We start from the raw sequence: 6,463 nt of genomic DNA, 5'->3' as shown, positions 1-6,463 counted from the left end.
CTCCTGAGGCGAGGCCGGCACCGTCGTCGCACCCTGGAACCGGTCCGGGGCGCACCCGATCAGGGCTCGGCCCGCCGCTCCCCGTCGCCGCGGACCGGCCGGACGACCGCGCCGCCGGCGTCCGCGGGCCACGGGCGCGCAAACGTCCGGCCGTGGCGGTTCGTCGCCGTGACGCGGGGCACTCCGGTGGGGACGTGCGGGTCGGCCGCCGGTCCGTCCCCCGGGGACCGGCGGCCGCGCGGGGTCAGCCCACCACGAACCAGAGCAGGCTCACGAGCAGGAAGCCCGCCAACCCCAGAACCGTGGTCAGTACCGTCCACGTGCGCAGTCCGTCGGACACCGACAGACCCAGGTAGCGGGTCACGACCCAAAAACCCGAGTCGTTGACGTGCGACAGTCCCAGGGAACCGAAGGCGATGGCCAGCGCGATGAGCGCCACCTGGATCGTGGAGTACGCACCGCCCAGGGTCATGTCGGCGAGCAGTCCCGACGTCGTGAGGATGGCGACGGTCGCCGACCCCTGTGAGGCGCGCAGGGCCAGGGAGAGGACGAACCCCGACAACAGGATCGGCAGGCCGATCCCGGCGAGGGTGTCGGCGAGGGCCTCTCCGACACCGCTCTCCGTGAGGACCTTGGCGAAGACGCCGCCCGCGCCGGTCACCAGTACGACGATGGCGACCGGGGGGAGCGCGGCCTCCATGACCTCACCGATGTGGGTGGTCGACCACCGGCGTCGCACCCCGAGCAGGAAGTACGCGAGCATCAGCGCGACGAGCAGCGCGAAGACCGGGGCGCCCACGAAGGACAGAACGGGCAGCAGGGCGTGGCCCTCGGGCAGGAGTGTCTGCGCGGTCGTGCCCACCATGATGAACGCGAGCGGGGTGAGGATGAGCGTGAGGATGGTCCACACGCTCGGGGGCGCCTCGGTCGTGGTCAGCGTTGCGCCGCCACCACCGACCGCGCCACCACCGGCACCGTTACCGCCACCGCCACCGCTCTCGGAGTCGGCCCCGGCGTCGTCACCCCGGCCCCCGCCGAACGCCTCGAACTGCGCGCGGGTGGCGGGCAGCATCGGGATGTCGCGGCGGGTCAGGCGCTTGGACACGAAGTGGGCGAGCACGGCCAGCGGCGCGCACACGAGAAGGCCCAGCATGAGGATCCAGCCGATGTCACCACCGAGCAGCGCCGCACCGCCGACGACGCCGGGGTGCGGAGGCACGGAGACGTGCACGGCCAGCATGATCCCGGCCACGGGCAGACCGAACTTCACCGGGTCGACCCCGGCGGCCTTCGCGAACCCGTAGATGATCGGGACGAGGATGATGAAACCGACGTCGAAGAAGACGGGAACGGCCAGGACCAGGGCGGCCGCGGTGAGCGCGGCCGAGACCCGACGGGGGCCGAGCCACCCCGTGAACCGGCCGGCGAGGCTCTCGGCCCCGCCGGACACCTCGATCATGCGGCCGAGCATCGCGCCCAGCGCCACGAGCACGGCGACCGAACCCAGCGTGTCGCCCATGCCCGCCGTGATCGCGGAGATGACACCCAGCTGTTCGGGGGCGTCGGCGGTCTCCGGGACGGTGACCAGCGGCATCCCGGACACCACACCGACCAGGATGCTCACCAGGAGCAGCGCCACGAAGGCGTGGACCTTGAAACGGATGATCAGCACCAGCAGGAGGGCGATGCCCCCTGCCGCGATGCCGAGAAGGGAAAGGGCGCCCATGTGACGCTGCTCCTTCGGACTGCGGTGGAGTGCGGCCGCCCGTGCGGGCGGCCGCCGGATTCACGACCGTGCGGTCTCGGGCTTCTCGGGGGCCACCACGCGGATGACCGCGGAGTCGTCGGCGGCGCCGAGCCCCTGGCCCCGACCCACCAGGTAGAGCTGCTCGGCGGCGGCCGCCACCGGCGTGGCCAGGCCCACCGAACGGCTCGCGGAGGTGACGATGCCCATGTCCTTGACGAAGATGTCGAGTCGGCTGAGCACCTCGGCGCCGTCCTCGTCGTAGGCCTCCAGCATGCGCGGACCCCGGTTGCCCAGCATGAACGAGCCGGCGGCGCCGGCGTCCAGGGTCTTCAGGGTGGCCTCCGGGTCCAGCCCCAGGGAGCGGGCCAGGGCGAGCGCCTCGCCGGCGGCCGCGATGTGCACCCCGCACAGCAACTGGTTGACGGTCTTGAACGCCTGGCCGTCGCCGGGACGGTCCCCGATGACGCTCAGCGTCGAGGCGAGGCGAGACAGAACCGGGTCCGCGGCCTCCCGGGCCTGCGGGGTGCCACCGACGACGATGAGCAGGTCGCCCTCACCGGCGCGGACGGGGCCGCCGCTCAGCGGTGCGTCCACCAGCGGCAGACCGCGGGGCGCGAGCTCGGCGGCGGTGGCGGTGACCGTGTCCACCCCCACGGTGCTGGTCAGGATGACCACGGTGCCGGGGGAGAGGGCGTCGGCGATGCCGTGCTCACCGAAGAGCACGCTGCGCAGTTGGGCGCCGTCGCGGACCACCAGCAGCACACTGTCGACACCGGCGACCGCGTCGGCGGCCCGCGCGAACGTCACGACGCCGGCCTCCGCGGCCAGGTCCCGGCGTTCGGCGGAGAGGTCGCACCCGTGGACCTTCATGGTCCCGGTCAGCCGGGTCGCCATGGGCAGACCCATGGCGCCCAGGCCGATGACGGCGACGGTCGAGGCGGGAGTGGTGGTCATGCGCGGGCTCCTTTGCCGAAGACGCTGAGGCGGTGGACCACCTCGGCGAGCGAGCCGTCGCCACCGACGTTGCCCGCGAAGACGATGTAGGGGATGCCGGTGGCGGGGCCGCCGACGGGCTCCCACAGCGAGACGATGCCCGGCAGCATCGGACCGCGCACCACGGCACGGTGGATGTCCAGACCGAACGAGGCGACGTCGCTGGAGGTGATGCCGCCCTTGGCGATGACGAAGCGGGGCGCCCGGCGCGCCAGGGTCTGCGACACGCACCGCACGAGCACGGCGGAGACCTCGCGGGCGATGGCCAGACTGGTGGCGGGGTCATCGCTCACGCGCAGGCGTCGCGAGGTGTGCAGGACGACGTCGTGACCGGCCAGGCCGTCGACGATGGCGTCGACCGCGTGGGTCAGGGTCGCCTCGCGGGTGTCCGGTTCGAGGATCGCGTCGACGTCGAGTTCGATCACCCGGGCGCCTTCATGGCCCTCGACCAGAGCGCTGAGCTGTCGGGTGGTCAGGGCGACGTGGGAACCGACGACCACGAGTCCGCCGGGGGCGTCGTCGCCCACCGTCACCTCGTCCGCGCGGAGGGGCGGGCGCGACTCCTGCCCGATCCGCGCACGCATGAACGGCGGTCCGACCCGGTAGACGAACCTGTGCCCCCGGTTCTCGGCGGCGATGAGGGCCAGCGACAGAGCGCGCAGATCCTCTTCGGTCTCGGCGTCGACGACCACCGGCGCGGCGTCACGCGTCGCGAGGAGACGGTCGGTGACCGCGTCGAGGTCGCCGCGCAACACGTGCAGGTCGATGACGGTGACGTCCGCCGCCGCGACCGCGCCCTCGGTCTTCTCCTCGACCCAGGCCCGCAGGTCGGAACTGCGGTAGCCGAAGGTGGCGTCCCGCGCGAACTCGGTCTCCGCGACCGGTGTGCAGACGCCGCCCGAGCGCGTGTAGTGGACCCCGCCGATGGTGACGCGTCCGGCCTCGGGGAAGGCCGGCACGATGACGACCCCGTCGATACCGGGTTCGCCGAGGTCCTGGAGGGTGTGGTCGATGACCGAGGGCTCCAGGGGGAAGTGACCGCGCAGAGTGGAGTCGCTGCGGCTGGCGAACACCAGTGGACGGTCCCCCGCGGCGGTACGGGCGTTGCGCACCACCTCGACGTTGCGGGCGGCGGCCTCCTCGGGATCGAGGCTGCGGGTGTTGGTGAGGACGTAGACGGCGAGGGTGTCCTGTGCGAACGCCCAGCGCAGGTCATCGACGTCCCAGCGGGTGAGCACGGGCAGCCCGTGCACCGACTGGGTGCCGGTCGGATCGTCGTCGAGGACGACGATGACCGCTCCGGTGGCGGCGGCCTCGCGGGACACGTCCGATGCCGTGATCGGGCTCGGTGCCCCGGCGGCGTTGAGGAACTCGTGGGGATCGACCATGAAAACTCCCTTGTAAGACATCAGACATCTTATGTTAATCCCAGTGCCGGTCAAGGTCTGATCTCACACGATTTACCACGAACGCCCGAACGCGGTCGTGCGCGCTCGGGCGTGGGGGCGGGGCGAGGGCGCCGCCGGATCAGTCGGGCAGGCCGAACACGTGGCGGCGCAGGTCACGCGCGGTCTGCGTCATGTGGCTCTCCATGGCCAGCCGGGCCGCCTCGGGGTCACCGGACCGGACCGCCGCCAGCACCTTGCGGTGCTCGTCGATCGCGTGCTCCTGGATCGCCGGCACGGCGGAGGTCTGCCGACGCTTCTCGCGCATCACCCGGGAGAGCGGCTCGAACAGCACCGCCACGAACACGTTCCCCGCCGCCGACAGGATCACGTCGTGGAAGCGGATGTCGTGCTCGACGAAGGCCGTCAGGTCGCCGCGCTCGTGAGCGTCGGTCATGCCCTGCAACGAGGTCTCCATCGCGGCCAGGTCGTCCGCGTCGTGGTGTTCGGCGGCCAGCGCCGCCGCTCCGGTCTCGATCATCCGACGCACCTGGATGAGTTGCAGCGAGGCGGTGAGGTCGTCGCCGCCGCGTACGGTGGCGCGCAGGACCGCCTCCAGGCCGGTCCACTCCTCCAACGGGCGCACCACGGTGCCGCGACCCCGGGCGACGTCGACCACGTTCTGGGCCTGGAGCGTCCGTATCGCCTCGCGCACGGTGAGCCGACTGACGTCGAACTCCCGGCTCAGCTCGTTCTCGGAGGGCATACGCTCCCCGGGCCTCGGGTCCCCGTCGACGATACGGTCCAGCAGGGTCTGGGCGATCTCGTCGGCGAGCAGCTGCCTCGGCACGACACTCCTCTCGGGCGGGGGAGACGACAGGGTCGCGCGCAGCCTCCAGCGGTACTCGCGGACCCCCGGGCACCTCACGCGGGTGCACGGCAAGGCAACCCTATCGCCGCCGTCCGACCCCGGCTCCCGGCCCGGCGCGAGGTGACGGGGGCGGGGCGCTCTCGGAGGTCGCCCTACGGGGCGAAGCGCGCGGGGGTGTCGATCGGGGCACGGGGTTCCTCGTCCGTCCCGTGGCCTGAAGGTCGGGGCGTCGTCGCCGGTGGGGGCGCTCTCGCGGCCCTTCGGTGTCCAGTGGTGCGTGCCCCGGCGCCGGAGAACGGCGAGGGCGTTCACCGCACCCACACCGTTCCCGGGTCGCTCTCGGAAGGGCGGGAGGGGGACTCTCCACAGAGGCCTACGGAGGTGCGGGGACGGCTCCGCGTGCGGTGGGCCCCGGCGGTCACGCCGTGCGCGGCGGCGCCAGCGAGTCGGTGATCCGTACGGTCGTGGGCAGTCGACGTCCCCTCGGCCGGTCGTCGGGGTCCCCGTCCACCATCGCCGACAACGCGGTCACCGCCGCGCGCCCCAACTCGTCGGCGGGGGTGCGCACGGCGGTGATCGGCGGTCCCGGTAGGTCGGCCAGGGCGATGTCGTCGGCCGCGGCGACGCTGAGGTCCTCGGGCACCCGCACCCCGAGACGGCCGAACTCGAACATCACGCCCAACAGGAGCAGGCTGTTGTAGACCAGCACCGCCGTGCAGCCCGAGTCGAGGATCCCGCGAGCCGCGGCCACCCCTTCGGCGAACGCCGGGCGCACCGGTCCGTGGACCCGCACGCGCAGCCCGGACCGGGCGGCGTGCTCGACCAGCTCCGCGCGCCGGTGCCGGTCCATCCACGAACTCGGCGGTCCCGCGAGATAGGCGACGTCGCGGTGCCCGAGCTCCACGAGGCGGTCGTAGACCTCGCCCAGGCCGCCGGGGGTGTCCACGGTGAACGAGGTCAGCCCGGGCACCCGGCGGTTGATCGCCACCACCGGCTTGCGCTCGTGCGCGCGCTTCAGCTCGGCCGCCGAACTCACCGGGGACTGCACGGCGAACCCGTCCACCTGGCTCTCCATCTCGTGCAGAGCGGCCGCCTCGCGCGCCGGGTCGCCGCCGGTGACGGCGATGATCACCCGGCGTCCGGTGGCGCCCGCCAGGTCCTGGGCGGCCGTGGCGGTGGTGGAGTAGAAGGGGTTGTCCAGGTCGGGGACGAGCATGGCGAAGAAGCCGCTGCGCCCGGTGGTCAGGGCCCGGGCGGCCGGGTTGGCGCGAAAGCCCAGCCGGTCGGCGGCGGCGCGCACCCGCAGCAGGGTGGGCTCGGCGACCATGGTCGGCCGCGACAACGCCCGCGACACGGTCGACGCCGAGACGCCGGCCTCCCTGGCCACGTCGTCCAAGCTCGCCATTTCGACTCCTCGCAGGTCATGGTGCCCCCGGTCACAATCGTGGCCTCGGGGTTGGCCCGGTG

General features: G+C 72.9%; 5 protein-coding genes. All 5 read right to left on the bottom strand.

The features are described from left to right. Positions 1 to 244: 244 nt before the first annotated feature. The 5 genes from DSY14_RS01380 to DSY14_RS01360 all read right to left on the bottom strand — a co-directional run bounded on the left by DSY14_RS01380 (position 245) and on the right by DSY14_RS01360 (position 6,401). A complete protein-coding gene (locus tag DSY14_RS01380; protein ID WP_211714554.1) occupies positions 245 to 1,726 on the bottom strand; it encodes a GntP family transporter in 1,482 nt (493 codons plus the stop codon). Between the two features lie 60 nt (positions 1,727 to 1,786). Next, complete coding sequence (locus tag DSY14_RS01375; protein WP_211714553.1) at positions 1,787 to 2,701, bottom strand: NAD(P)-dependent oxidoreductase; 915 nt, start codon at positions 2,699 to 2,701, stop codon at positions 1,787 to 1,789. After that, positions 2,698 to 4,128: a four-carbon acid sugar kinase family protein gene (locus DSY14_RS01370; RefSeq protein WP_211714552.1), complete on the bottom strand. Its 1,431-nt coding sequence runs from the start codon at positions 4,126 to 4,128 to the stop codon at positions 2,698 to 2,700. Before DSY14_RS01370 ends, DSY14_RS01375 begins: the two co-directional genes overlap by 4 nt. Positions 4,129 to 4,267: 139 nt before the next feature. Beyond that, complete coding sequence (locus tag DSY14_RS01365; protein ID WP_211714551.1) at positions 4,268 to 4,975, bottom strand: FadR/GntR family transcriptional regulator; 708 nt, start codon at positions 4,973 to 4,975, stop codon at positions 4,268 to 4,270. Between the two features lie 439 nt (positions 4,976 to 5,414). After that, complete coding sequence (locus tag DSY14_RS01360) at positions 5,415 to 6,401, bottom strand: LacI family DNA-binding transcriptional regulator (RefSeq protein ID WP_211714550.1); 987 nt, start codon at positions 6,399 to 6,401, stop codon at positions 5,415 to 5,417. Positions 6,402 to 6,463: the final 62 nt, after the last annotated feature.

The sequence above is a fragment of the Nocardiopsis sp. MG754419 genome (genome assembly GCF_018207095.1).
GTDB lineage: Bacteria > Actinomycetota > Actinomycetes > Streptosporangiales > Streptosporangiaceae > Nocardiopsis.
Note: the sequence above shows the minus strand (reverse complement) of the source record. Positions and strands in the feature narration are given on the sequence as shown.